Origin of the sequence: Alkalisalibacterium limincola (genome assembly GCF_008017755.1) — a bacterium.
GTDB classification, from domain to species: Bacteria; Pseudomonadota; Gammaproteobacteria; order Xanthomonadales; family Xanthomonadaceae; genus Alkalisalibacterium; species Alkalisalibacterium limincola.
Map to the genome: position 1 here is coordinate 20,708 of NZ_VRTS01000004.1, position 22,763 is coordinate 43,470.

The window sequence follows — 22,763 nt, forward strand, 5'->3', positions numbered from 1 at the left end:
CTCACGCGTGGTGGCTGCCCGGTGCCTGCGCCCAGAGGCGCAGGAAGTCGGCGTCCTTGTTCGCCACGTCGATGAATCGCAGCCCGATCCAGTGCTGCCCGGGCGCCGAAGCGTCGTCGTCCCAGAGCATGTGGGCGCCGACATTGACCTGGCGCTCGCGCCCGGCACCGTCACGCAGCTCGAAGCGCAACTGGTAGAGGCCGTCCTCGACCAGGGACCGGTGCGAGATCAACAGCATTCCGCCCTGCGAGAGATTGCCGATTCGGCCGACGACCGCATCGGTCATCACATCCATGACCTCGATGTGCTCCCCGACCTGGCGCCGTGGTGCGCGTCGATGATCGTTCATGCCTCGCCCTCCCGTCCGTCTTTGGCCGCCTTGCCCTGGAAGCCCTTCAGAGCGGTCACGATCGCGCCCCAGGCCCGGTCGATCAGGTTGCCCTTTTCCGAGTTCATCACGCGCACCTGGCCCTTCGCCATCATCCGTGCAAGTACCTCGATGGTGTAATCGCCGACCCGATGCCCGCGCGCATTGACGAAGACCGCGTGACCGGTGAGCGTGCTGTACCAGGACATGCGGCGCCGCGCGACCTCACCCTGCTGGTTGATGACGAATTCCAGCCAGCAACCGAACGGCAGCGCCTTGATCTGCTCCAGGCAGGCCTTCTCCCGGGCATCGAGCGGGGGCTGCTTGGGGTCGCTGCTGGCCTTCACCTCGCCGCCCAGGCGCGAGTGGGCCTTGAGGCGAAGTGCCAGCTCGGTGCGCGAGGCGGGGTCGTCGGGTCCGGCCTCCTCTTCGTCCTCGATGCTGGTGAGCCGGGCGGCGATCGCCTTGGCATCCTCGGCGTGGTAACCCACCTGTGCCAGGGACTGTTCGATCTCTTCGCGCAGTTCCAGCGCCTCCCCGCGCTCCAGCCCGCTGCCAGGGGCCTGCGGGCGCGCCGCGGCGCGCACGAGCCGGTCGGCGATCTCGAGTTGTCGACGGAAGCCGTCAGAATCCTCGCCCTGGCGCAGGAGGCTCAGCGCGAGGACGTCGGTCCAGGCCTGGGTCAGCAGGGTGTGCACGAAACGGGGGATCTTGTGGCCCTTGATCCGGGCGCTCACCGCTTCGCTTGCCTGCAGCCGTGCCAGCGCCAGCTTCTCCTTGCCGCGCGCCGCCTCGACGTGACGGCGTTCGGCCACTTCGGCCTTGCGCGCCAGCGTCTGCAGGTGGCTGCCAAGGTCCTCCGAGAGCGTCTCGAACATGCCCACGTCGCCATCGAACTCACCGACCACGCGGTCGACCACGGAGCGCATCTTGTCGACCGTCGCCCGGTCGCCATCGTCTTCGTCGCTCCAGTAGGCCCCGGTTTCAGCGATGGCACTGAGCATCTGCCGCGCCGGGTGGACCTGGCGGGTGAAGAAACCCTTGTCGCGCATCGCCACGCGCATCAGCGGAACCTGCAGCTTCGCCAGCAGGCCGGCGGCCGGGCTGTTCGGCCGGATCTCGCGCATGATGAAATCGAACAGCATCGACACCAGGTCGATCGTGTCGGAGTCCTCCTGCGCCAGCGCGGGTGTCTTGCCCTGCGGCGTCATCTGCCGCAGTTGCGCCAGCAGTCCTGCTTGACGTGCTGGACCGAACGCAGCGAGGGCTTGCCATCGACCAGCACCGAGGCAGAAGGCTTCTGCTGCAGGACGCCGAGCACCGATTCGACATCGGTCTGGCTGGCCACGTACACGTCGCGTGCTGGCGAAGCTTCCTGGCCCGAAAGCTTCCCGGTCAGTTCGCGGCGGGAGGCCAGCAACTGCCTGAGGAGCGTGAAGATCTCCTCGTTGTGCTTGTCGCCGTCGTCCGCCGCGGCCTTGCGGTCGCCAGTCGCCTCGCCTGGCCAGCCGGTCTTCGCGCGGGATCGGGGAGCGCCTGGCTGGCTGTCCTTGGCGGGTGCCTTGGCAGTGGGCTTGGCCGGCTGCGGCTCGCCCTCGCTGCGTCGCACCCGCATCGGCACGTAGGCGAGGGTGGCGAGCACGCCTTCCTCGGCGAGGAAGCGGTTGATCGCATCGACGAAGTCGCTGTAGACGGCCAGCACGTGACGCTCGAACTGCCGGAACACCAGCACCCGGGTTTCAACGGGGACTTCCAGGCAGTCGGTCGCCTTGCGCAGGATCCGGCACAACGACTGCGGGCCGACGGGGAGTGTCTCGGGTTCGAACGCGGGGCCACCTGCGAGGACGCCGAAGCGTTGACCCAGCAGGTACAGCGGCAGGCTGGAACGCACTTCCGCGCGGCTTGCGATCGAGTACAGCGCGGCGTTCTCCTCCATCTCGCGCTCCCCGACCAGGCCCAACTCTCCCGTGGGGGAGGCATCCGAGGCGCGCAGGGGGGCGGCGGAGACCACATCCTTGATTCCGGCAAGCGCGGCCTCCAGCCCGATCATGAAGCGCGGGGTGAAGTCGGATCGACTGCGCTTGACCGCGCGCAGGGACTCGAAGCACGCCTGCTGGACCTCGTTGCTGCGCGCCTGCTCGGCAAGCTTGAAGAGTTGCTGCTCGACCTCGTTGAGTGTCGCGGCCAGCCCGCGCTCGAGCTCTTCGGTCGCGTATTCGAGCACGCCCTCCAGCAAACGGCGCACGCGCGGCGGGAAGGGCCGCGATGCCAGTGTCGGCGGCGGCAGTTCCACGGGAGCCCGCGTCGGGGCGGTTGGAGCAGGCATGCAGCGTCTCCAGAGCGTACGAATCGTCCGATTCTATGCCTGCAGCACTCTGGAAGGTAGCGCGGCGGGCCCAGACTAATTCGCGGCGGGGGCCGGACGTGATCGCGCTCCCACTGGCCGGACCTCGCCATCCGACCGCTGCAATCAATCCCCGCGCGAGGCCTTCAGGGCGGACACCGTGCCGTCATCGGAAAAGCGCAGCAGCATCTGGATGGGTCGACAGCACACCGGACAGTCTTCGATGTACTCGGCATCACCGTTGCCGGGATCGACCGCGGCCTCGAAGTCCTCGCCGCAGTAGGGACACGCCATGTGGACGAACTCGAGCATGGGCCGATTATGCCCCCCCGACTGGCATTGCAGGCCGGGACCGATGTCGTCGGTTCAGGCCAGGAACAGACTGACCAGGTCGTTGTTGAAGCGCTGGCCCAGGGGGGTGGCCGGATCCGGCCGTCCAAGCGTTCCAGCCAGCCGGCATCGATCGCGCGCGCCAGCGCTGCTCCGATCGAGTCGATCGGCAGGCCGGTGCGTTGCTCGAAGTGGGCCGGATCAAAACCCTCGAGCAGCCGCAGCGCGTTGAGCATGAATTCGAACGGGCGCTGCGGGGGCGTGACGCTTTCTTCGCCGGCAATGCCCGCCGGGGTGCCGGCGGCGTCGATGTAGGCGCTGGGGTGCCGGGGCTTGTGGCGGCGGACGATGCGCCCGTCGTGGCCGAGGCTGAGCTTGCCGTGGGCACCGGCACCGATGCCGAGGTAATCGCCGAAGCCCCAGTAGTTGAGGTTGTGCCGGCACTGGCGACCCGGCCGGGCGTAGGCGCTGATCTCGTATTGCGCGTACCCGGCATCGGCCAGCATCGTCTGGCAATGCTCCTGGATCGCCCAGGCGTCGTCGTCGTCGGGCAAGCCCCGGGGTGGCCGGGCGAAGAACAGCGTGTTGGGCTCCAGCGTCAACTGGTAGTGCGAGATATGGGTCGGCGCCAGCGAAACCGCCCGGGCCACGTCGTCCTCGGCCATCGCCCGGTCCTGGCCGGGCAGGGCGTACATGAGGTCGAGGTTGATGTTGTCGAAGCCGTCGTCCTGGGCCATCTTCACGGCGGCGTCGGCTTCGGCGCTGTCGTGGATGCGACCCAGGCGTTTCAGGCAGGTGTCGTCGAAGCTTTGCACGCCGAAGCTCAGCCGGTTCACCCCGGCAGCCAGGTAGTTGCGGAATCGACCGTGTTCCGCGGTGCCGGGGTTGGTTTCCAGCGTGATCTCCGCGCCCGGCGCGAAGCGCAGCCGCGCCGACGCGCCGTCGAGGATCGCGCCGATCGCCTCGGGCGGGAACAGGCTCGGCGTGCCGCCACCGAAGAACACGCTGTGCACGGTGCGCCCCCAGGCCAGGGGCAGGTCCTGGTCCAGGTCGCCCAGCAGTGCGGCGACGTAGGCGTCGACGGGCATCGCGCCCTTGAGCCCGTGCGAATTGAAGTCGCAGTAGGGGCATTTGCGAACGCACCACGGAATGTGGATGTAGAGCGACAGCGGCGGCGGCATCAGCGCCACCGTCGCTTCGAAGGGTGTGGCCGTGGCGCTCACAGCGGCTGTTCGCGGAGCCTTTCCAGCAACCGGGCAAGCGCACGGCCACGGTGGCTGAGGCGGTTCTTGGCCTCGGGGCCCAGTTGCGCGGCGCTGCAGCGGTGTCCGGGGACCTCGAAGAGCGGGTCGTAGCCAAAGCCGCCTTCGCCCTGCGCGGCCTCGAGGATCCTGCCCGGCCAGATGCCCTCGGCGATCAGCGGCTGCGGGTCCTCGGCGTGGCGAAGCAGGACCAGCACGCAATAAAAGCGCGCCGTGCGTCGCCCCGGCACCACGCCCTGCAGCCGTTCCAGCAGCAGGGCGTTGTTCGCCGCATGGTCCACCGGCGATCCTGCGAAGCGGGCGCTCTTGAGGCCCGGCTCGCCACCGAGCGCGTCCACGATCAGGCCCGAGTCGTCGGCCAGTGCCGGCAGGCCGGTCGCGCGTGCGGCGTGCCTGGCCTTGATCAGGGCATTTTCGAGGAATGTCAGGCCGTCTTCCTCGACGTCGCCGACGCCATGCTGGTCCTGTCCGTCCACGGCGATGCCGGCATCATCGAGGAGGGCGCGAAGCTCGGCGAGCTTGCCCGGGTTGCCGGTGGCGACGACCAGGCGCGTCGTCATCTCAGGCGTCCGCCAGCGCCGCACGTTGCGCGGCCACCAGTTCGGCGATGCCCTTCTCGGCCAATCCCAGCAGCGCGTCGAGTTCGTTGCGGCGGAACGCATGGCCTTCGGCCGTGCCCTGCACCTCGATGAAACCACCGCCATCGTTCATGACGACGTTCATGTCGGTGTCGCAGGCCACGTCCTCGGCATAGTCCAGGTCGAGCACCGGCGTGCCGCGCCACATGCCCACGGAGATCGCGGCGATCGCACCGTGGATCGGGTCGCGGGTGATTTCACGGCGCTTGAGCAGCCCGTTGACGGCATCGACCAGCGCCACATAGGCGCCGGTAATCGCCGCCGTGCGGGTGCCGCCGTCGGCCTGCAGCACGTCGCAGTCCAGTGTGATGGTGCGCTCGCCCAGTGCCTTGCGGTCGATGCAGGCGCGCAGGCTGCGGCCGATGAGGCGCTGGATCTCGAGCGTGCGTCCGCCCTGCTTGCCGCGCGCTGCCTCGCGATCGGAGCGGGTGTGGGTGGCGCGCGGCAGCATGCCGTACTCGGCGGTCACCCAGCCCTCGCCCTTGCCGCGCAGGAAGCCCGGCACGCGGGTCTCGACGCTGGCGGTGCACAGCACCCGGGTCTCGCCGAAGCAGGCCAGCACCGAGCCCTCCGCGTGGCGGGTGAAATGGCGCTCGAGGCGCACTTCGCGCAGCTCGTCGGCGGCGCGGCCGCTGGGGCGGGGGTCGGACATTCGGGTGGTTTCCTGCTTCGGGGCGCGAAAGTTTACCATTCGCCCCCTGCCCGACGTTTCGGGCGGGCCAAGGGAGAGCCACGGGATGATCCGCAGCATGACCGCCTTTGCCGCTGGCGAGCGCAGCACCGAATGGGGTGCGCTCTCCTGCGAGATTCGGGCGGTGAACCACCGCTTCCTCGAACTCGGGGTGCGGCTGCCCGATGAATTGCGCACGCTCGAGCCGGCGCTGCGCGAGCGGGTCGCCGGCCTGGTCTCGCGAGGCAAGGTCGACGTGGGCTTCCGTTTCCGCCCGGCGGGCGCCGCCCAGGCCGACATCAGCCTGAACCGGCCGCTGGTCGAGCGGCTCTCGTCGGTGGCGGTGTCGTTGAGCAACAGCTTCCCCGGACTCAAGACCGATTTCACCGACCTGCTGCGCTTCCCGGGCGTGCTCGAGGAGGCGCGGCTGGACCAGGCCGGGCTGCAGGCGGAGGCGCTTGCGCTGCTCGACGAGGTGCTCGGGGGATTCATCGAGGCGCGTGAGCGCGAGGGCGCCAACCTGGGCCGGGCACTGGCCGAGCGCCTGGACGGCATCGAGCAGGTGGTCGCGCAGGTGCGCGGCTGGCTGCCGGAGATCCGCGCGGCGCTTCAGGCCAAGCTGAACGCGCGCGTGGCCGACCTTCCGCAGCCGCTGGAGCCGGGCCGTCTGGAGCAGGAGTTCGTGCTGTGGCTGCAAAAGCTCGATGTCGACGAGGAGCTGGTTCGGCTCGACAGCCACGTCGGCGAAGCCCGGCGGGTCCTGGGGCTCAGCGAAGCGGTGGGCAGGCGCATGGATTTCCTCTTGCAGGAGTTCAATCGCGAGTCCAACACCCTGGGCTCCAAGTCGGTGGACAGCCGCACCACGCAGGCCGCCGTCGAGCTCAAGGTACTCATCGAACAGATCCGCGAACAGGTGCAGAACATTGAATGACCACGAATGCCGTCCACACGCCCTGACCCCGACGCCCCACGGAGCAGCGCGGTGAGTCCGCGCGGCAACCTGTTCATCGTCGCGGCGCCTTCGGGCGCGGGAAAGTCCAGCCTGGTCAATGCGGTGCTGGCACGGCAGCCCGACATCGCGCTGTCGGTCTCGTTCACCTCGCGGCCGCCGCGGCCCGGCGAGGCGAACGGCAAGCATTACCACTTCGTCAGTGCCCAGTGCTTCCGGGACATGGTCGCGGCCGGCGATTTCTTCGAGTTCGCCGAGGTCCACGGGGACCTCAAGGGCACTGCCCGGCAGTCCGTGCAGCCGGCCCTGGAAGCCGGCCACGACGTGCTGCTGGAGATCGACTGGCAGGGCGCCCAGCAGGTCCGGGCCAAGCTGGAAGGATCGGTGTCGGTGTTCATCCTGCCGCCCTCGCGCCAGGCCCTGGAGCAGCGCATGCGCAAGCGCGCCCAGGACAGCGAGGAGGTCATCGCCCGGCGCCTGGCGGCGGCCCGAGAGGAGATGTCGCACTTCCACGAGTTCGACTACGTCATCGTCAACGACGATTTCGACACCGCGGTCGACGAGCTCGAGGCGATCTTCGTGGCCCACCGGCTGCGCCGCGAGGTCCAGGCCGAGCGCCACGCGGCCCTGCTGGCGACCCTGCTGGCCCCGGAGTGATGCATTTGCGGGGGCGCCGGGCTGGGCTTACACTATGCGGTCATCCCCGCTATTAGATGAAGTCGGTCCCGGCCGGCCTCAGGAGAACCCATGGCCCGTATCACCGTCGAAGACTGCCTGAACGTGGTCGACAACCGTTTCGAGCTGGTGCTTATGGCATCCAAGCGCGCCCGCCAGCTGTCCAAGGGCGTCGAGTCGACGCTGGACAACAGCGGCAATGACGACAAGCCGACCGTCCTGGCGCTGCGCGAGATCGCCGCGCGCTCGATCGACGAGGCGACTATCGATGCGGTAGAGCGTTCCGAGCGCGAGCGCGCCGAGCGCGAGCCCTGGAATGGGCTGCCGCGGAAGTGGTCGACGACGACAAGGTCGGCGACGACATCTGATCCGGCGGCCCCGACGGGGCCGCAACCGCCCTTCACATCGCGCCCCGGCAGCTGTCGGGGCGTTGTCGTGGGCGTTGCCGGCGCCCGGACGCGCGCGTACGCTCCTTGGATGACTTCCACGCCTTCCGCCGCAGCCGTGCCCGGCTCGACGCTCCCGGCCTATTACCGGGACCTCGAGCGCAGGTTATCGGAATACCTCTCCGCCGATCATGTGGCGAAGGTGCGGCGCGCGTTCGAGATCGGCGCCGACGCCCACGAGGGCCAGGCCAGGCGCAGCGGCGAGCCCTACATCACCCATCCGGTCGCGGTGGCGGGGATCCTGGCCGAGCTCCGGATGGACTGGGAGACGCTGGCTGCGGCGATCCTGCACGATGCGCTGGAGGACACGCCGCTGCCGCGCGAGGTGATCTCCGGCGAGTTCGGCGAGCCCGTCGCGGAGCTGGTCGATGGCGTCACCAAGCTCGACAAGGTGCGCTTCCGCAGCCGCCAGGAGGCCGCCGCCGAGAGCTTCCGCAAGATGCTGCTGGCGATGGCGCTGGACCTGCGCGTCATCCTGATCAAGCTCGCCGACCGCCTGCACAACATGCGCACGCTCGATGCGATGCGGCCGGAGTCGCGCCGTCGCATCGCCCGCGAGACGCTGGAGATCTATGCCCCGATCGCCCAGCGCCTGGGCATGAACAAGATCAAGTCCGAACTGCAGGACCATGGCTTCCGCTCGCTGCACCCGTGGCGCTACGAGGTGGTGTCCAAGCGCATCGCCAGCCAGCCGGTGGTGCGCCGCGAGTCGATGACCAAGCTGGAGGTGCAGCTTTCCCACAAGCTGGCCAGCGAGGGCCTCAAGCATCGCCTGATCGGCCGGGTGAAGTCGCCCTGGAGCATCTATTCCAAGATGCGCAACGAACACAAGAGCTTCGACCAGGTCATGGACGTGTTCGGCTTCCGCGTCGTGGTCGAGAAGGTCTCGGACTGCTATCTCGGCCTCGGCGCGGTGCATGGCCTGTACAAGCCGGTGGACGCGCGCTTCCGTGATTTCATCGCGATTCCCAAGCTCAACGGCTACCAGTCCCTGCACACCGTGCTCTTCGGGCCCTACGGCTCGCCGGTCGAGGTGCAGTTGCGCACCGAGGAGATGGACCTGATCGCCGAACGCGGCATTGCGGCCCACTGGATGTACAAGTCGGGGAGCTCGGCCAGTTCCAGTGCCCAGAACCGCGCCCACGACTGGGTGCGTGGGCTGCTGGAGTCGCAGCAGGACGCGGGCTCCTCGATCGAGTTCCTGGAGAACGTCAAGGTCGACCTGTTCCCGGACGAGGTCTACCTGTTCACGCCGCAGGGCGACATCCTGTCGCTGCCACGCAATGCGACGGTGCTGGATTTCGCCTACGCGGTGCACACCGACGTGGGCAACCACGCCGTGGCCGCGCGCGTGGACAAGAAGCTGGTGCCGCTGCGTTCCCAGCTCAGTTCCGGCCAGACGGTGGAGATCATCACCGCGCCTTCGGCGGCGCCGGGGCCGCAGTGGCTGGAGTACGTGGTCACGTCCAAGGCGCGCACCGCGATCCGCCACCATCTCAAGCGCCTGGAACACGAGGACGCGGTGAAGCTGGGCCACCGGATGCTCGACCGCGCGCTCGAGGCGCTCGACACTTCGCTCGACCGGGTGCCTTCGGCGCGTTTCGAACGCTACCTGGGCGAGCAGCGCTACCGCCGCATGGAGGACCTGCTGGCGGACATCGCGCTGGGCAACCGCATGCCGGCCCAGGTGGCGCAGGTGCTTTCCGCCGAGGGCAGCGCCACGCCGGCCCAGCCCTACGGCGGTGGCATGGCCAGCGAGCAGATCCTGATCACCGGCACCGAGCGCGGCGTGCTGAGCTTCGCCGGCTGCTGCCATCCGATCCCCGGTGACGACATCATGGGCTACCTGACCACCGGCAAGGGCGTGGTCGTGCACCGCCTGGAATGTCGCAATGTGTCGGAGTACCGCAAGTCCCCCGACCGCTGGGTGCCGATCGGCTGGGATCGCCAGGTCGAGGGCGACTACAAGGTGGCCCTGATCATCGAGGTCGAGAACCGGCCCGGGGTGCTGGCCCAGGTGGCGGCCGCGGTGGCCGAGAGCGACTCGAACATCGACAGTGTCGAGTACCGCGAGCGCGACGTGTCGATGGCGGTGCTGCACTTCATGATCGAGGTGCGCCACCGCAAGCACCTCGCCGACGTGATCCGCCGCCTGCGACGCCTGTCGGTGCTGCACGGGGTACAGCGCCTGTAGCGGCTCCGGTAAGCTTCCCTTCCTGACAACGAGGAAGCGCCATGAGCAAGACCGCGATCTCCACCGAGCAGGCTCCGGCCGCGATCGGACCTTACTCCCAGGCCGTTCGTGCCGGCAACACGGTCTACCTGTCCGGCCAGATTCCGTTCGTGCCGGCCACGATGGAGCTGGTCAGCGGCGACATCGCCGCCGAGGCGCGGCAGGTGTTCGACAACCTGCGGGGTGTGTGCGAGGCGGCTGGCGGCTCGCTCGACCGGATCGTTCGCGTAGGCATCTACCTGACCGACCTTGCCGACTTCAATGCGGTCAATGAGGTGATGGCCTCGGTGTTCGCCCAGCCCTTCCCGGCGCGCTCCACGATCCAGGTGGCTGGCCTGCCGCGCGGTGCCAGGGTCGAGGTCGATGCGGTGATGGTGCTGGACTGAGCCGCTCGCAGGTGGCCGCCCGGCGCAGTGCCGCACCACCGTCGGCGATGGCCCGTGGTGCCGATGCCAGCGTGACCGGCTTGCCGGGCGTTGGGCCCAGGGTGGCCGCCAAGCTTGCTGCGCGCGGCATCACCCGGCTGCAGGATCTTTGGCTGCACCTGCCGTTGCGCTACGAGGACCGCACCGCGATCACGCCGATGCGTGACTTGTTTCCCGGCGGCGTGGCCCAGGCGGAAGGCCGGATCGAGGCGGTGGAGCGGGGTTTCCGCTACCGCCCCACGCTGCGCGTCGTGCTCGCCGATGGGTCGGGGGCCAGCCTGGTCCTGCGCTTCTTCCATTTCCGCGCCGCGCAGGTCGCCCAGTTCCAGCCGGGCCGGCGCATGCGTGTCTACGGCACGCTGCGTGCCGGAGGGCAGGGGCTGGAAATCGTCCACCCGAGCTACCGGCTGCTTGCCGACGACGAGGACCCCGCGCTCAACGACACGCTCGATCCGGTCTACCCCGCGATCGAAGGGGTCGGGCCCGGCGTCGTCGTCCGATTGGCCGCGGAGTCGCTCAAGCAGCTTCCGCCCGCCGACGAGCTGGAACTGGTGCCGGCACGGATGTGGCCCGGCCTGGACTTGCCCGGCCTGCGCGAGGCGCTGCTGACGATGCACCGCCCGGCCCCGGGCACCTCGCTGGTGGCGCTGTCGGAGGGTCGCCACCCGGCGCAGCGGCGCCTTGCGCTGGAGGAGTTGCTGGCCCATACGCTTAGCCTGCGGCGCCAGCGCATGCAGTTGCAGCGCCACGGAGCCACGCCGCTCGGTGGATCGGGGCGCCTGCCTGCGGCCTTGCTCGAGGTGCTGCCCTTCGCGCTGACGGCGGCACAGCGACGCGTGTTCGACCAGGTCCGCGTTGACCTGGGCCGTGGTGAGCCGATGCTGCGCCTGGTCCAGGGCGATGTCGGCTCGGGAAAGACCGTGGTGGCCGCGCTGGCGGCTGTGATGGCGGTCGAGGCCGGTGCCCAGGTGGCGCTGGTGGCGCCGACCGAACTGCTGGCCGAGCAGCACCTGGAGAACTTCCGCGGCTGGTTGCAGCCCCTGGGCATCAACGTCGTGTGGCTGGCGGGCAAGGTGGCGGGCAGGGCCCGCCGCGAGGCCCTGGCCGCGATGGCCGATGGCAGCGCCCAGGTCGTGGTGGGGACCCACGCGCTGATGCAGGAGGGGGTCGCATTCGCGCACCTGGCGCTGTGCATCGTCGATGAGCAGCATCGCTTCGGCGTGCACCAGCGCCTCGCCCTGCGCGACAAGGGACGCGGTGGCGACAGCGTGCCGCACCAGCTGGTGATGACCGCCACGCCGATTCCGCGGACGCTGGCCATGACCGCCTATGCCGACCTGGACGTGTCGGTCATCGACGAACTTCCCCCCGGACGCACCCCGGTGCGCACGGTGGCCGTGAGCGCCGACCGCCGCGACGAGGTCGTCGAGCGCATCCGCGGCGCCTGTGCCCAGGGCCGGCAGGCCTACTGGGTATGCACGCTGATCGAGGACAGCGACGAGGTCATGGCCCAGGCGGCCCAGTCCACCTTCGAACAGCTCGGGAAAGCCCTGCCGGAACTGCGCGTGGGCCTGGTGCACGGGCGCATGAAGCCGCGCGAAAAGCAGGAGGTGATGCGTGCCTTCAAGGCCGGCGAGCTCGACCTGCTGGTGTCGACGACGGTGATCGAGGTGGGGGTGGACGTGCCCAACGCGTCCCTGATGCTGATCGAGAACGCGGAACGGCTGGGCCTGGCGCAGCTGCACCAGCTGCGCGGGCGGGTGGGGCGGGGTGCGGAGGCCTCGACCTGCGTCCTGCTGTACCAGGCGCCGCTGTCGGCCCTGGCGCGTGACCGCCTCGAGGTGATGCGCGAGACCAGCGATGGCTTCCGCATCGCGGAGAAAGACCTGGAGCTGCGCGGTCCGGGCGAGCTGCTGGGGACGCGCCAGACCGGCCTGGCCCAGTTCCGCGTCGCCGACCTGGCCCGCGACTGCGACATGCTGCCCGTGGTCCGCGATCTCGCCGACCGATTGCTGGAAGAATGCCCGCAGGTAGCCGACGCCGTGGTCGAGCGCTGGATCGGCAGTGCGGTAAGGTTTGCCGGCGCATGAATCCACTACGAAGACTCCGCTCCGGCCTGCGGCTGCTGCAGCCGCGGCAGCTTCGCGTCCGCGGCGGCACCTGTCCTTTCTGCGGGCCGACGTTCCTGGTGCGGCTGCGCGCCGAGGAAACCGGCGTGCGCTGCCTGCGCTGCGCCGCCAGCGCGGTGCATCTGTCGATGGGATGGGCCCTGCGGCCCTTCGCCGGGACGATCCCGCGCAGCGACGCCTATGAGCTGTCCTCGCGCGGGCCGCTGGTGGAATGGCTGCGGAGGCACTCCCGGTCACTGCAGGTGTCGGAGTACTTCGACGACGTGCCTGCAGGGCAACTGCGGGATGGGGTCCGTTGCGAGGATGTGCAGGCGCTGGGGCTTCCCGATGCCAGTTTCGACCTGGTGACCCACACCGAGGTGTTCGAGCACGTTCCCGATGACCGGCGTGGGTTCGCCGAACTGTTCCGCGTGCTCAGGCCCGGCGGCGTGATGGTGTTCACCGTGCCGCTGACCGCCAGTCCGGGCACCATCGAGCGCGCGCGCATCGCCGGGGGGGAGCTCGAACACCTGCTGCCACCGACCTACCACACCGACCTGTTGCGCGGAGAGGGCCGGGTGTTGTGCTTTCGTGACTACGGGCTCGATGTCGTCGAGCGCGTCGCGCAGGCGGGCTTTGGCCAGGTGCGCCTGCTCGAGCCGGACCCGCGGGTACCCTGGGGCTACGGCCGCCGCGTAGTGACCGCCATCAAGGAACGCCCATGAGCCGACCCCTGCTGATCGACACAGACCCCGGCATCGACGATGCGCTGGCCCTGCTGATGGCCTTCGGGCACCCCGACGTCGAGGTGGTCGGACTGTGCATCGCGGCGGGCAACGTGGGGTTGTCCAATACCGTGGCCAACGCGCTGAAACTTTGCGAGGTCGCGGGCGTCGACGTGCCGGTGTTCCCGGGGTGCGCCACGCCCCTGGTCCATGCCGCGGCGGATGCGTCCTACGTGCATGGGCGCGATGGTTTCGGGGACACCGGTTTCCTTCCCGCGAAACGCGCACCGGAGTCCGAGCACGCCGCACTGGCGATGCTCCGCCTGAGCCACCGGCATGCCGGCGAGCTGACGCTCGTCACGCTGGGTCCGATGACCAACCTGGCGCTGGCGTTGCGCCTGGACCCGACGCTGCCCTCGCGGATCAAACGCCTGGTGGTGATGGGCGGGGCGGTCACCGGGCAGGGGAATACCCTGGTGCCGACGGAGTTCAACATCGGATTCGATCCGGAGGCGGCGCATGTCGCGCTGTCGGCGTTCGAGCGCTACGAGCTGGTCGATTGGGAAGCGGTGCTCAGGCACGGTCTCGACCGGTCGGAGTTCGAGCAGTGGCTGCAGGCGGGTGACCACCGGGCGGCGTTCTATGCGGCGATATCGCGCCAGACCCGCGACTGGTCGGCAGACCGGCGCGGCGAGCGCTGGCTGTGCGCCGACGCACTGGCGATGGCCCTCGTGCTCGAGCCCTCGCATGGCGAGCTCGACTGGCGGCCCCTGCAGGTGGAGACCGCAGGACATGCCACCCGCGGTGCGACGGTGGTCGACTGGCAACGGCGCAGCGGCCGGCCGGACTCGGCCGGGATCCTGGCCCGCTACGACCAGCAACGATTCGAGGCGCTGGCGCGTTCGGCGCTGGGAGCCTGAGCCAGGCCCCGCCGCAGACGGCGGGGACGAGGTCGGCTCAGGTGGCGGCCGTGGATGCCGCCTCGCCGTCGTCGGACTCCCGCTTGGGGGGTGGCCGGCGCGGCGGCAGGTCGCGCACGTGCAGGTCCATCTGCGGGAACGCGATCTCGATGTCGTGTTCGGCGAACAACTCGGCGATGCGCATGTTGAGTTCGTTGAGCGCGACCAGCCGGTCCGCGAACGAGCTGACGAAAACCCGCAGCTCGAAGTCGAGCGAACTGGCGCCGAAGGCCATGAACCAGCTGGCCGGGCCGGGGTCCTTCATGACCAGGGGGTGTTCCTCGGCCGCCCTGCGCAGCAGTCCATGCACCTTTTGCGGCGGCGTACCGTAGGCAACACCCACCTTCACGGTGATGCGCGTCCGGGTGTCGGTCAGGGTCCAGTTGATCAGCTGGCCGGTGATGAAGGTCTTGTTGGGAACCACGATCTCCTTGTTGTCGAAATCGCGCAGGGTGGTGGCCCGGGTGCGGATCTTGGTCACGGTGCCGGTGAGTTGATCGCCAACCGTGATCACGTCTCCGACCCGGAACGGTCGCTCGAACAGCAGGATGATCCCGGAAATGAAGTTGGCGAAGATCTCCTGCAGGCCGAAGCCAAGACCAACGGTCAGCGCCGCGGCCATCCACTGCAGCTGCGACCAGCGCACCCCCAGCAGGCCGACGCCGATCATCATGCCGGTGATGACGATGAGGTAGCGGCTGATGCTGGTGATCGCGTAGCGCGTCGGCGCATCGATCGCTTCGCTCGAGAGCAGGCCGATCTCGACCAGGCCGGGCAGGTTTCGAGCCGCGATGAACGTCAGCACCAGGGCGAAGAGCCCGAAGAGCACCGCCTTGAGGCTGATCGCCTCGAGGACGCCGACGCCGGATCCATCCACGGCGGACACCTGCCACAGCACGATCTCGTCGAGCCGGCCCAGGGCCGGAAGCAAGCCTGCCCACACCCACACCAGCCCGATGCCGAGCAGGGTGATCACCACGGCGCGCAGCAGGCGACGGGTCTGGGCATTCACCGACTGCAGCGTGACCTCGTCGGGCTCGATGTCGGGGATGACCTCGCCGGACTCGGTCGTCACCTCCACCTGTGCCTCCGCGTCGGTTTCGCTGGCCTTGCGCTCGAGGTAGCGACGCATCGCCAGGCGACGTTCGCCGAGCAGCAACCAGCGGGCGGCCAACGCGTGCAGGATCCCCAGCGCCAGCAACAGCACGGCGGTCTGCCAGAAGTTCAAGACCAGCATGGCCGCCGACAGCATGTACCCGGTAAGCACCAGCACGGCCATGACCGCGAGCGACCCGGGGACGAGGACACGCGCGAAGCGGCGCATGCGATGGTGGCTGCCGCCTTCGCTGGTCACCCACAGACCGTCGGGGGCAAGGACCCGCCAGGCAAGCCAGCCCAGGACCACGCACAGCGCCAGCAGTGCGTCGCGTCCAGCGGTGTCCAGCGCCGGATCGAGGTTGCGGATGAAAGCGAGGCCAAGCGTGAACTGCAGCGGCACCACCGCCCACAGCAGCCAGCGGCGTGCAAGCTTCAGTGCCCGCAGTCGCGCGTCGGTCCAGCGGAAATGCACCGAGGCGAGACCCGAGGGTCGGCACAGCCAGTAGAGCAGGCTGCTGACGTAGATCGTCGGCACGACCCCGGACAACGCGCGGCCCAGTGAATCGCTGTAGCGTCCCGCCTCGCCCACGTTCTGCAACATCCATGCGAGCGAGAACACGGCCATTGCCAGCGGCAGGGCAGCCACAAGGGTCAAGGCCAGCGTCATGGCGGTGTAGCGGAAACGGTCGTCGTTGACGTGACGCAGGTGCCGCGCCCATTCGGCCAGGCGCTGGGGAACCCGGCGGCGCATCAGGGGAATGACCGCCAGCAGCAGCACGCCGGCCAGGGCGACGTCCCAGTGCTCACCCATGGCCCTGCGGAGCAGCCTCGCGGTGGTCGGGAAACGGCTCGGCTTGTACAGGTCGTACCATCCCGCCGGGTGGCGGGCCAGCCACGCCAGGTCGACCGTTGCATGACTCGGGATCCACAGCAGCCGGCGGTCCAGCAGGGTCTCGAGCTCAGCGGTCACGGCGATCTGCTCCTGCAGGCTCGTCTCGTGCTCGGCGAGCGCGCCGACCAGCTGCTGGGTGGTCTCCAGCAGCGAGGGCAGCAGTTGTGCGCGCGTGTCGAGCAGCTGCTCGAGCGCCGAAAGCATCGCAGGGTCGCGCTCGGCCGAGGCGGCGTCCTCGTCGCCGGCGTCCTGCTGGGCCCGGGCGATCGCGGCATCCACGTCGTCGAGACCGATCATCCGGTCGTTGAGGTCGAGCGCGGACAGCCTGGCATTGGCCAACTGGCGCCGGACCTCGTCGAGTTCTCGCTGCAACCGGCGCAGGTCGGGAAGGCGTCGCCTTTCGGCCAGCAGCACCAGTCCAAGGGCCTCGTCGGTGCCTTCCAGGGCAAGACGCGAACGCGTGCTCCTGAGTACGTCCTCGGTCGCCTGCATCTGCCGGGCGCTGGCCTCGGCATCCTGTCGGCGTGAGGTGAGCCGTGACTCCAGGCGCTCGAGGCGTTCGATCAGTTCCAGGTTGGTGTCGACCTCGTCGCCCAGCTGCGGCCATTCGCCGGCGATCTCCTCCTGGGCCGCCAGCAGGCTGCTCTGGCGTTCGCGCGCGGCTGCGTCGCGGAAGCGCTCGGCGCGGTCCTGCAATACGTCCAGGCGTTGCTGCCCCAGCGAGACTTCGCGCTCAAGGCTGCGCCGCCGGGCTTCGAGCAGCCTTTGCCGCGAGGGCAAGGTCTGTTGCCTTGCTTCCAGCAACCCCACCTGGGCTTCGGTCCGCCTTAGCGCCGCATCGGCGGCGACAAGCCGCGCGCGCTGCAGCATGGTCGCGTCGGACGCTGCCGTGACCGCTGCACTTTCGCGACGGTCGCGTCGTTCCTCAAGCGAATTCCTGGCCTCTGAAAGCTCGTCCACCAGCGCGCGTGGTTGGGCCAGGAGGTCGGCCAGTTCCGACTGGAGCCGGGAGAGGGCGCGGCGGCTGGCTTCCAGGTCGGCGCGTGCCGTCTGGAGACGGCTCTCGGCGCTTTCCACGGGCTCCTGGTCGGGAAGCAGCGCGAGCCATTCGTCGAGGTCGCGGCGATGGTCGCGGGCGCGGCGCGCCTCCAGTGCCGCGACCTGGGTCGCTGCGACCTCCGCATCGCCACGCAGGCGCCGGGCTTCCTCGATCGCCGCCTCGGCGGCCGCATCGTCGGCCTCGGCCTGGCTCAACAAGCCCTCGAGGTTCTCCGCCTCCGGAGCCGACAGCCCTGCCGGGAGCTCGGCGCGCAGGGACTCGATCTCGGGGCCCAGCGACTCGCGCGGCGGGGCCCCCAGGGCGAAGGTTGTGGCCACGCATAGCGTGAGCGCCCACCACGCGCCCGCGATCCGACCCTTTCCGATGGCTCCATTCATACCGTTTCGCGTACCTACTTGCCCGTGGCTTGGCACACAAGCTATCATGGCAGTCTTTTCTCACGCACTTGGACTTATGCCATGAAGGCCGACATCCACCCCAACTACGGCCCCGTCGTCTTCCAGGACGTGTCCTCCGATTTCGCTTTCCTGACCCGCTCGACGATCTCCAGCAAGGAGAAGATCAAGTGGGAGGACGGCAACGAGTACCCGCTGGTCAAGCTCGAGGTCACCTCCGCGTCCCACCCGTTCTACACCGGCAAGCAGAAGTCGCTTGACGTGGGTGGCCGCGTCGACCGCTTCCGCAAGCGCTACGCCAAGTAAGCCTGCGTCCGCCTGCGGGCGGGTGCGCGCATCATCGCGTGGACAGACAAGCCCCGCCAGTGGCGGGGCTTGTCGCGTTGGTTTTCCAGCCTCGATTGGACGTGCGCAAGGGGTCCCTGCGGCCTCCGGCGTGTGGACCCGGTGCCCTGACGGATACGCCCTCGTATGCGATAATGCCGGGATAGGTTCGCTGGCTTGCCCGGGCGTGCCTCTACCCCTCACGCGGCTGGTTGGCGCCTTGTCGATGCGTCCAGGTGCCCTGGCCGACCGATCGCTCCAAGGAGACCGCCTGTGTCCGACACCAAGTCCGTGGTGCTGAAAGACCCCGCTTCCGACACGTCCATCGAGATGCCGATCCTGACCGGCTCCATGGGCGCGCCGTGCGTGGACATCAGCCGCCTGCCGAAGGAAACCGGCTACTTCACCTACGACCACGGCTTCACCGCCACCGCCAGCTGCAAGTCCGCCATCACCTACATCGACGGCGACGAGGGCGTCCTGCTTTACCGCGGCTACCCGATCGACCAGCTGGCGGAGAAGTCGAATTTCCTGGAAGTCAGCCAGCTGCTGATGGACGGCGAGCTGCCGACCCAGGCCGAGTTCTCGAAGTTCGAGCACGAGGTCACGCATCACACGATGATGCACGAGGCACAGAAGACCTTCCTGCACGGTTTCCGGCATGACGCGCACCCGATGGCGATGCTGTGTTCGATGGTCGGCTCGCTGTCGGCCTTCTACCACGACAACCTCGACCTGGAAGACCCCGAGCAGCGTCGCATGGCGGCGATCCGCCTGATGGCCAAGGTGCCGACGATGGCGGCGGCCTGCTACCGGCATTCGATCGGCTGGCCGGTGCGCTACCCGCGCAACAACCTCGAGTATGTCGACCGTTTCCTGCACATGATGTTCGAGGTGCCTGCCGAGCCCCTGGAGCTCAAGCCGGTGGCAGCCAAGGCGCTGGACCTGCTGTTCATCCTGCATGCCGACCACGAGCAGAACGCCTCCACCTCGACCGTGCGCCTGGTCGGGTCCACTGGCGCCAATCCCTATGCCTGCGTGGCGGCCGGCATTGCCGCGCTCTGGGGGCCGGCCCACGGTGGTGCCAACGAGGCGGTCCTCAGGATGCTCGAGGAGATCGGCAGCCCGGACAAGGTGTCCACGGCCGTCGACCGCGCCAAGGACAAGAACTCCGGATTCCGCCTGATGGGCTTCGGCCACCGCGTCTACAAGAACTTCGATCCGCGCGCGAAGATCATCCGCGAGATGTGCCACAAGGTGCTCGAGGAGCTGGGCGTGGACGACCCGCTGCTGGAGGTCGCGATGCGCCTGGAGGAGGCCGCGCTCAAGGACGACTACTTCGTCCAGCGCAAGCTCTACCCGAACGTGGATTTCTACTCCGGCATCATCTACAAGGCGCTGGGCATCCCCAAGGAGATGTTCACGGTGATGTTCGCCATTGCCCGCACCGCCGGTTGGGTGTCGCACTGGCTCGAGCAGCAGGTCGATCCGGAGGCCAAGATCGGCCGTCCGCGCCAGATCTACACCGGTGCCACGCCACGCGATTACCTGGCGGTCGATCAGCGCGGCTGACGCCACAGGCCATGCGGATGCGGACGCCGCCCGGGGCTGCCCGGGCGCGTCTTGCTGTCCGGGCAACCGATCCGGCATATCCCCGGCGGCAGTCGGAACGCTTGGGCTCAGCGCAGGTCGGACAATGCCTGCACCGTGCGCAGGTCGGCACGCTCGGCGACACTGGCGCCGTTGGCATCCAGCGGCCCGGTGGGGAGGAAGGCCAGCGGCAGTACGGTGAGTTCGAACGCGATGCCGTCGGCCTGGAAGCCGTGCAGCGGCACGTCGATGCCGCCGCCGCCGGGCTTGTATACGCGGCGGCCGCGCACCTTGGTGGGGATACGGTGCTCGATCAGGAAGCGATCCACCGATTCGGCGTCGTCGGCGTGAAGGTGCAGGCAGACGGCACTGTGGACGTCCGCCGTGCCCTCGAGCACCGTACCGGTCAGGCGCGGGTGGAACGCGGCGAAGAACCGCATCGCCTCGACCGCCGCCAGGCGCCGGGCAGAGAGCGCGTCCGTCTTGGCTTCGCCCCGGAACAGGCGCTGGTGCTCGGCAAGGGCGTCGACGATTTCCGCGTCCTCCGGCCATGCGGCGCGGTCGCGGATCCCCAGCCGGCTTGCCGCCTTGCGCAGGACCCGCGCGCGGTCCTCGTCGCCTGATTCGCTGATGATCCTGGCGGCCTCGGCCGCCAGCGCCGCCGGGCCTCAGAAGATTTCAAAAGCTTCCTGCTGGGTCGCCCGCTGCTCCTCGGCCGGATCACGAACCTGCATCCGGTTGAGGTCCTCGCTCTTGAAGAACTCGCTGATCGCCCCGGGCGTACCGGCCGGCACCAGCCATCCCGATTCGGGATTGATCCAGGCGGTGGTCACGCCCTCGGGCGGCTCGAACTCGCGCTCGGCCACGTCCTCGAGCGCCGCCCCCATGAAGCCGTTCCAGATCGGCAGGGCGGCACGCGCACCAAACTCACCAGCGCCGAGTGTCGAGAAGTCGTCCATGCCGACCCAGGCCACGCCGACCAGGCTGTCACCGAAACCGGCGAACCAGGCGTCGCGGTGCTCATTGGTCGAACCGGTCTTTCCGCCAAGGTCTTCGCGGCCGAGCACCAGGGCGCCGCGTCCCGTGCCACGCCGCACGACGTCACGCAGCATGGAATTGATCAGGAACGCCGTGCGCGGATCGATCGCCTGTTCGGCCAGCACCCGGCCGGCCTCGCCGTTGGCCAGGGCCAGGTCGTCGGATTCCGGTCGCTCCTCGGCAGGTGCCGCGGAAGGCGCCGGTCCCAGGTCGAAGCCGTCGATCGCCGTGGGCGCGGCACCGTTTCGGCCGCCACGCTCGGGGCACCTGGCGCAGGCAAGGGCGGGGTTGGCTTCCTCCACGACGGTGCCATCGCGGTCGACCACCCGCTCGATGAACCAGGGTTCCACCAGGTAGCCGCCGTTGACGAACGGTGCATAGCCCGTGGCCACCTCCATCGGCGACAGGGCCGCGGTGCCCAGCGACATCGACAGGTTTTCCGGGATGCTCTGCGGGCGGAAGCCGAAGTTGAGGATGTAGCGGTGCGCGTAGTTCACGCCGATCGCGTCGAGCAGCCGGACCGACACGAGGTTGCGCGAGGTGACCAGCGCGTTGCGAAGCCGCATCGGGCCGGCAAAGGTGCGGTTGTCGTTCTGCGGGCGCCACTCGTTGCCGGCGCGGTCGACGAAGACCACCGGTGCGTCGAGGACGATCGAGGCCGGGTGGAAGCCGCGCTCGAAGGCCGCGGCGTAGACGAAGGGCTTGAAGCTCGAGCCTGGCGGGCGTTGTGCCTGGGTCGCACGGTTGAACTTGTTGGCACCAAAGCTGAAACCGCCGACCAGCGCGCGCAGCGCGCCACTCTCCGAATCCAGGCCCACGAAGGCACCCTGCACCGCGGGAATCTGCGCCAGGCGCCAACCCTCGATCTCCTCGGTGGGCGGACGCACGCGGACCACGTCGCCCGGGGCCATCACGTCACTGGCGCGCTGCGGGGCCGCGCCGCGGCGGTTGGCGTCGATGTAGGGGCGCGCCCAGCCCAGGTTCTGCAGGGGGATCTCGACCTGGGCGCCATCCCGCATCAGCACGGTCGCGCTGCCGGCGCTGCTTTCCAGGACCAGGCCCGGCTGCAGCGTTCCAAGGACCGGGATGCCACGAAGGCGCGCGGCCAGCGTCTCGATGTCGCTCGCGTCCTCGATCTCCCACTGGGCTTCCGGACCCCGGTAGCCGTGTCGGCGGTCGTAGTCGAACAGGGACTCGCGCAGGGCCAGGTTGGCCGCCTCCTGGGCATCACCGTCGATCGTGGTGTGGACCTGGTAGCCGGCATTGAGGACGTCGGCGCCAAAGCGCTCGGTCATGGCCTGGCGCACCATCTCGGCCACATAGGGGGCTTCGATCTCGACCGGCGGCTCGTGCGGCCTCGCGGTGATCGGGAGGGCCTGGGCGATGCTCAGCGTCGTCTGGTCGATGAAGCCGACCTCGTGCATGCGGTGCAGCACGTAGTTGCGACGGATCAGCGCGCGCTGCGGGTTCACGATCGGATTGCCGCTGGACGGGAACTTCGGGATCGAGGCGAGCGTGGCGGCTTCGTCGAGGGTCAGCTCGTCGAGCGACTTGCCGTAGTAGAACTCCGCGGCTGCGGCGATGCCGTAGGCGCGGTTGCCGAAGAAGCTCTTGTTGAGATAGAGCTCGAGGATCTCGTCCTTGCTCAGTTCCCGCTCCATCTTCAAGGCCAGGAAGATCTCGGTGGCCTTGCGGGTGTAGGAGTACTCGGGGCTCAGGAAGAACTGCCGGGCCACCTGCTGCGTGATCGTGCTGCCGCCCGGAACACGTCGGCCGTCGGTGGTGGCCAGCAGCCAGACCGCCCGCGTGATGCCACGCCAGTCGATGCCGGGGTGCTCGTAGAAGCGTGCGTCCTCGATCGCGATGAAGGCCTGGCGCACCTGCGCCGGCACCTCCTCGATGCTCACCGGGTAGCGCCGCGTCTCGCCGAACTGGGCGATCATGCGGCCCTCGCTGTCGTAGACGCTCATCGGCACCTGCAACTCGATCGTGCGCAGGGTGTGGACGTCGGGCAGGCGCGGTGCGATCAGCCAGTACAGCACGCCGACTCCGGCCACGCCGAGGCATACGACGAGCAGGCCCAGCAAGGCTGTCCATTTGATCAGGCGACGAATTCGGGGCATCCGCAGGACCATCCCGGGGGTTCATGGGTGATCCCGAAGTATAGATGTCGTGGCGATCCCGGGTAAGCTTGGATCGTGGTCGGACGTCACAAAAGGCATCGACAATGTCGTC

General features: G+C 68.9%; 19 protein-coding genes and 1 pseudogene. 10 read left to right on the forward strand and 10 right to left on the reverse strand.

The features are described 5' to 3' along the window. Position 1 precedes the first annotated feature (1 nt). The 7 genes and pseudogenes from FU658_RS06935 to rph all read right to left on the reverse strand — a co-directional run bounded on the left by FU658_RS06935 (position 2) and on the right by rph (position 5,593). The gene (locus tag FU658_RS06935) at positions 2 to 349 is read right to left on the reverse strand and encodes a PilZ domain-containing protein (protein ID WP_147891426.1); all 348 of its coding nucleotides are present in this window, start codon (positions 347 to 349) and stop codon (positions 2 to 4) included. After that, the gene (locus FU658_RS06940; RefSeq protein WP_147891427.1) at positions 346 to 1,578 is read right to left on the reverse strand and encodes a DUF1631 family protein; all 1,233 of its coding nucleotides are present in this window, start codon (positions 1,576 to 1,578) and stop codon (positions 346 to 348) included. The genes FU658_RS06935 and FU658_RS06940 overlap by 4 nt, the downstream gene beginning before the upstream one ends. Beyond that, complete coding sequence (locus tag FU658_RS06945) at positions 1,575 to 2,693, reverse strand: DUF1631 family protein (RefSeq protein WP_147891428.1); 1,119 nt, start codon at positions 2,691 to 2,693, stop codon at positions 1,575 to 1,577. The genes FU658_RS06940 and FU658_RS06945 overlap by 4 nt, the downstream gene beginning before the upstream one ends. A 144-nt stretch (positions 2,694 to 2,837) precedes the next feature. Further along, positions 2,838 to 3,023, reverse strand: a complete 186-nt coding sequence (locus FU658_RS06950) for a CPXCG motif-containing cysteine-rich protein (RefSeq protein WP_147891429.1) — start codon at positions 3,021 to 3,023, stop codon at positions 2,838 to 2,840. Between the two features lie 54 nt (positions 3,024 to 3,077). Continuing rightward, a pseudogene (gene hemW / locus FU658_RS06955) lies at positions 3,078 to 4,222 on the reverse strand (radical SAM family heme chaperone HemW). Positions 4,223 to 4,260: 38 nt separating this feature from the next. Beyond that, a complete protein-coding gene (rdgB, locus tag FU658_RS06960; protein WP_147891430.1) occupies positions 4,261 to 4,863 on the reverse strand; it encodes an RdgB/HAM1 family non-canonical purine NTP pyrophosphatase in 603 nt (200 codons plus the stop codon). Position 4,864: 1 nt separating this feature from the next. After that, positions 4,865 to 5,593 (reverse strand): ribonuclease PH, encoded by a 729-nt coding sequence (rph, locus tag FU658_RS06965; RefSeq protein ID WP_147891431.1) that lies wholly within the window; start codon positions 5,591 to 5,593, stop codon positions 4,865 to 4,867. Positions 5,594 to 5,678: 85 nt separating this feature from the next. Between rph and FU658_RS06970 the strand changes: the two genes are divergently transcribed. The 7 genes from FU658_RS06970 to FU658_RS07005 all read left to right on the forward strand — a co-directional run bounded on the left by FU658_RS06970 (position 5,679) and on the right by FU658_RS07005 (position 14,092). Further along, positions 5,679 to 6,542 carry a YicC/YloC family endoribonuclease gene (locus FU658_RS06970; protein WP_147891432.1) on the forward strand — a complete coding sequence of 288 codons (864 nt, stop codon included), beginning with the start codon at positions 5,679 to 5,681 and terminating at the stop codon, positions 6,540 to 6,542. 6 nt (positions 6,543 to 6,548) lie between these two features. Beyond that, on the forward strand, positions 6,549 to 7,217 hold the full coding sequence (gene gmk / locus FU658_RS06975; RefSeq protein WP_147891433.1) for a guanylate kinase: 669 nt from the start codon (positions 6,549 to 6,551) through the stop codon (positions 7,215 to 7,217). 90 nt (positions 7,218 to 7,307) lie between these two features. Next, positions 7,308 to 9,875, forward strand: a complete 2,568-nt coding sequence (rpoZ, locus tag FU658_RS06985; protein ID WP_255505465.1) for a DNA-directed RNA polymerase subunit omega — start codon at positions 7,308 to 7,310, stop codon at positions 9,873 to 9,875. A gap of 41 nt (positions 9,876 to 9,916) precedes the next feature. Continuing rightward, the gene (locus FU658_RS06990; RefSeq protein WP_147891435.1) at positions 9,917 to 10,300 is read left to right on the forward strand and encodes a RidA family protein; all 384 of its coding nucleotides are present in this window, start codon (positions 9,917 to 9,919) and stop codon (positions 10,298 to 10,300) included. A 47-nt stretch (positions 10,301 to 10,347) separates the two neighbouring features. Then, positions 10,348 to 12,429 carry an ATP-dependent DNA helicase RecG gene (recG, locus tag FU658_RS06995; RefSeq protein ID WP_147891610.1) on the forward strand — a complete coding sequence of 694 codons (2,082 nt, stop codon included), beginning with the start codon at positions 10,348 to 10,350 and terminating at the stop codon, positions 12,427 to 12,429. Beyond that, a complete protein-coding gene (locus FU658_RS07000) occupies positions 12,426 to 13,172 on the forward strand; it encodes a class I SAM-dependent methyltransferase (RefSeq protein ID WP_187265982.1) in 747 nt (248 codons plus the stop codon). Before recG ends, FU658_RS07000 begins: the two co-directional genes overlap by 4 nt. Further along, positions 13,169 to 14,092, forward strand: coding sequence for a nucleoside hydrolase (locus FU658_RS07005; RefSeq protein ID WP_147891437.1), 924 nt, complete (start codon positions 13,169 to 13,171; stop codon positions 14,090 to 14,092). The genes FU658_RS07000 and FU658_RS07005 overlap by 4 nt, the downstream gene beginning before the upstream one ends. Positions 14,093 to 14,129: 37 nt before the next feature. Here FU658_RS07005 and FU658_RS07010 read toward each other — a convergent pair whose 3' ends face one another. Next, positions 14,130 to 17,498 carry a mechanosensitive ion channel domain-containing protein gene (locus FU658_RS07010; protein WP_187265983.1) on the reverse strand — a complete coding sequence of 1,123 codons (3,369 nt, stop codon included), beginning with the start codon at positions 17,496 to 17,498 and terminating at the stop codon, positions 14,130 to 14,132. Between the two features lie 141 nt (positions 17,499 to 17,639). Here FU658_RS07010 and FU658_RS07015 point away from each other — a divergent pair, with 141 nt between their 5' ends. Next, the gene (locus FU658_RS07015) at positions 17,640 to 17,882 is read left to right on the forward strand and encodes a type B 50S ribosomal protein L31 (RefSeq protein ID WP_147891439.1); all 243 of its coding nucleotides are present in this window, start codon (positions 17,640 to 17,642) and stop codon (positions 17,880 to 17,882) included. Positions 17,883 to 18,173: 291 nt separating this feature from the next. Next, complete coding sequence (locus FU658_RS07020) at positions 18,174 to 19,472, forward strand: citrate synthase (protein ID WP_425477594.1); 1,299 nt, start codon at positions 18,174 to 18,176, stop codon at positions 19,470 to 19,472. Between the two features lie 107 nt (positions 19,473 to 19,579). Here the strand turns inward: FU658_RS07020 and FU658_RS07025 are convergent, their stop codons facing one another. Next, complete coding sequence (locus FU658_RS07025; RefSeq protein WP_147891440.1) at positions 19,580 to 19,819, reverse strand: hypothetical protein; 240 nt, start codon at positions 19,817 to 19,819, stop codon at positions 19,580 to 19,582. On the opposite strand from FU658_RS07025, the gene FU658_RS07030 reads away from it, so the two are divergent. After that, on the forward strand, positions 19,796 to 20,113 hold the full coding sequence (locus FU658_RS07030; RefSeq protein ID WP_147891441.1) for a hypothetical protein: 318 nt from the start codon (positions 19,796 to 19,798) through the stop codon (positions 20,111 to 20,113). The two genes, FU658_RS07025 and FU658_RS07030, sit on opposite strands and share 24 nt — an antisense overlap. 45 nt (positions 20,114 to 20,158) lie before the next feature. On the opposite strand, the gene FU658_RS07035 is transcribed toward FU658_RS07030, so the two are convergent. Further along, positions 20,159 to 22,651 (reverse strand): penicillin-binding protein 1A, encoded by a 2,493-nt coding sequence (locus FU658_RS07035; RefSeq protein WP_147891442.1) that lies wholly within the window; start codon positions 22,649 to 22,651, stop codon positions 20,159 to 20,161. Positions 22,652 to 22,763 lie beyond the last annotated feature (112 nt).

What these genes read in the sequence shown, in the direction of transcription:
- FU658_RS06935 (WP_147891426.1), bottom strand. Translation starts at nt 349, where the DNA reads ATGAACGATCATCGACGCGCACCACGGCGCCAGGTCGGGGAGCACATC.
- FU658_RS06940 (WP_147891427.1), bottom strand. Translation starts at nt 1,578, where the DNA reads ATGACGCCGCAGGGCAAGACACCCGCGCTGGCGCAGGAGGACTCCGAC.
- FU658_RS06945 (WP_147891428.1), bottom strand. Translation starts at nt 2,693, where the DNA reads ATGCCTGCTCCAACCGCCCCGACGCGGGCTCCCGTGGAACTGCCGCCG.
- FU658_RS06950 (WP_147891429.1), bottom strand. Translation starts at nt 3,023, where the DNA reads ATGCTCGAGTTCGTCCACATGGCGTGTCCCTACTGCGGCGAGGACTTC.
- rdgB (WP_147891430.1), bottom strand. Translation starts at nt 4,863, where the DNA reads ATGACGACGCGCCTGGTCGTCGCCACCGGCAACCCGGGCAAGCTCGCC.
- rph (WP_147891431.1), bottom strand. Translation starts at nt 5,593, where the DNA reads ATGTCCGACCCCCGCCCCAGCGGCCGCGCCGCCGACGAGCTGCGCGAA.
- FU658_RS06970 (WP_147891432.1), top strand. Translation starts at nt 5,679, where the DNA reads ATGATCCGCAGCATGACCGCCTTTGCCGCTGGCGAGCGCAGCACCGAA.
- gmk (WP_147891433.1), top strand. Translation starts at nt 6,549, where the DNA reads ATGCCGTCCACACGCCCTGACCCCGACGCCCCACGGAGCAGCGCGGTG.
- rpoZ (WP_255505465.1), top strand. Translation starts at nt 7,308, where the DNA reads ATGGCCCGTATCACCGTCGAAGACTGCCTGAACGTGGTCGACAACCGT.
- FU658_RS06990 (WP_147891435.1), top strand. Translation starts at nt 9,917, where the DNA reads ATGAGCAAGACCGCGATCTCCACCGAGCAGGCTCCGGCCGCGATCGGA.
- recG (WP_147891610.1), top strand. Translation starts at nt 10,348, where the DNA reads ATGGCCCGTGGTGCCGATGCCAGCGTGACCGGCTTGCCGGGCGTTGGG.
- FU658_RS07000 (WP_187265982.1), top strand. Translation starts at nt 12,426, where the DNA reads ATGAATCCACTACGAAGACTCCGCTCCGGCCTGCGGCTGCTGCAGCCG.
- FU658_RS07005 (WP_147891437.1), top strand. Translation starts at nt 13,169, where the DNA reads ATGAGCCGACCCCTGCTGATCGACACAGACCCCGGCATCGACGATGCG.
- FU658_RS07015 (WP_147891439.1), top strand. Translation starts at nt 17,640, where the DNA reads ATGAAGGCCGACATCCACCCCAACTACGGCCCCGTCGTCTTCCAGGAC.
- FU658_RS07035 (WP_147891442.1), bottom strand. Translation starts at nt 22,651, where the DNA reads ATGCCCCGAATTCGTCGCCTGATCAAATGGACAGCCTTGCTGGGCCTG.